This window comes from [Phormidium] sp. LEGE 05292 (assembly GCF_015207735.1).
Lineage (GTDB): Bacteria > Cyanobacteriota > Cyanobacteriia > Cyanobacteriales > Aerosakkonemataceae > Floridanema.
The window spans coordinates 1-1,991 of the sequence record NZ_JADEWG010000316.1 but is presented as its reverse complement, the minus strand read 5'-3'; the positions used below and the strand labels follow the sequence as shown (position 1 = coordinate 1,991).

Below are 1,991 nucleotides of genomic sequence, written 5' to 3'. Positions count from 1 at the left end.
GAGATGGGGAGATGGGGAGATGGGGGAAAATAATTTAACACTAACTATACTCTTCAACTCTCCCTACCTCCCTATCTCCCTACCTCTTCTTCTGCCTTCTGCCTTTCTTTCCTTCTGCCTTCTGCCTTCTGCCTTCTGCCTTCTGCCTTTCCTTCATCACCTTAACGGTTGAACAGCTGCTCGATAAGCTTGAGGATCTAAACCATAACCAGTGTTAGCATTACTAGGACCGATCGCCTTTTGAATTGCAGCAATCCGATCTCTGGTTGCTGGGTGAGTACTCAAAATGCTCGGAGGTGAAGGTTGATCCAAGAGTTTTTCCAAAAAAGCGATCAGCGCCGACTGCGGATAACCAGCCTTCGCCAACATCTGCAAACTTCTTTGATCCGCTTGTAACTCATCACTGCGGCTACGAGGACGGTTGAGAGCAAATTCTACACCCAAACCCACCAACCTGTTAGTATCAACACCCGCAGCCGTAGCAATACCACTAGTAATTGCCGCTTGACGCATCTGTTTTAGGGCATGACGTTCCGTAATATGACCAATTTCGTGACCAAGTACACTCGCCAACTGTGCTTCATTATCCACCGTTGCCAGCAAACCAGTAGTCACATAAACAAAACCACCCATCGTCGCAAAAGCATTAACACTATCATCCCGCACTACTTGAAAAGTATAGGCAATATTTGGACGATCGCTCACAGCCGCTAACCTTTGACCAACCTGATCCACATACTGATTAATTCGCGCATTGCGGTACAATCTAATCTGACTTCCGACCATCTGATCGTTAATCTGCTTTCCCAGTTGTACCTCTTGGCGATCGGAAATCGTAGACAACTGAAGAACCTGAACACCTTGAAAAAGCAACCTATCCCAAGGCAGCGCCTTTACCGAAGCAGACATTGGCGACAATACTAAACCCAACGCTACCATCACAGACAGCAAAGGATAAAACCAACGACGACGAGAGCGAGAACTGACTACAGACAAAGGATTCAACATAACTATATCGTTCAGAAAAGCCGCAACTAAATGGGCAACCTTAACAAAAAACCCAGAGAATTGTAAAGATAAATGCGATCGACAAATCGCACTTTCCTAATTAATACCAATGCTCTGTAAAATTGCGCTTAATCATTGCCCCTCCCTGTAGACGGGGAGGGGTTTGGGGTGGGGTGAGATGCAGCGCATCTTCATAGAGAATTGGTATAAGCTCAAAACTCACTGAAAATCAAAACTATCAGCAAGTTAGCCGGAAAATTCCCACCCCTCGTTTAAAACAGACGCATTTTCCATAAATTAGGTTGCCCAATTTTTAGTCTTCCCCAAAACACCGATTAAAAAATCCTACTTCGTGCTATAACTCGCTTTTAGTTAGTTGGCCGTTTCGATTATCTGGATCACTCCTCATGAAAATTTTGGACTCACAAGGTCGCATATTCGGTAAATTCAGCATCCTCGACTTGGGTGCAGCCATAGTCATACTGTTAGTAATAGTAGGAATCTTTTTGTTTCCCGGCACATCTGGTTCCCTAGCACAAATAGGAGTCCCAACCAAACCCGTCGAAGTAGACGTGGTAGTAAGAGGGTTAAGCATCCGCCAACCACAAGATTTAATCAAAGATTTTCAAACTAAAAAGAAAACCAACATCATCATTCGTAACCAACCCTACGGTCAAGTAGACGTAAAATCAGTTAGAGAACTCCCCAGAACCGTAATTGTTCCCCAACCTGACGGTACTGTTAAAGCACTCCCCGATCCCAGAAAAGATAGCTTTAGCACCGATATGATAATTACTTTAGCTGGCAAAGCCCAAATCACCAACAATGGCCCAGTTTTGGGTAACAGTAAATTAAAAGTTGGTATCCCACTAGAACTAGAAGGTTTCGATTACAACTTTAACAGCACCGTCATCGACGTGCGAATTAAGAATTAATCGCAGAGTGCAGGGGTGCAGGGGGGCAGAGGAGATGGGGAGATGGGG

Annotated in this window: 2 protein-coding genes; one reads left to right on the top strand and one right to left on the bottom strand. The window is 44.8% G+C overall.

What is annotated here, in order from left to right:
- Positions 1-156: 156 nt before the first annotated feature.
- Positions 157-1,008 (bottom strand): M48 family metallopeptidase, encoded by an 852-nt coding sequence (locus IQ264_RS32290; protein WP_193986831.1) that lies wholly within the window; start codon positions 1,006-1,008, stop codon positions 157-159.
- Between the two features lie 407 nt (positions 1,009-1,415).
- Between IQ264_RS32290 and IQ264_RS32285 the strand changes: the two genes are divergently transcribed.
- Positions 1,416-1,943 (top strand): DUF4330 domain-containing protein, encoded by a 528-nt coding sequence (locus IQ264_RS32285; RefSeq protein ID WP_193986828.1) that lies wholly within the window; start codon positions 1,416-1,418, stop codon positions 1,941-1,943.
- Positions 1,944-1,991 lie beyond the last annotated feature (48 nt).

Coding starts and splice junctions, on each gene's coding strand:
- IQ264_RS32290 (WP_193986831.1), bottom strand. CDS start 1,008: ATGTTGAATCCTTTGTCTGTAGTCAGTTCTCGCTCTCGTCGTCGTTGG.
- IQ264_RS32285 (WP_193986828.1), top strand. CDS start 1,416: ATGAAAATTTTGGACTCACAAGGTCGCATATTCGGTAAATTCAGCATC.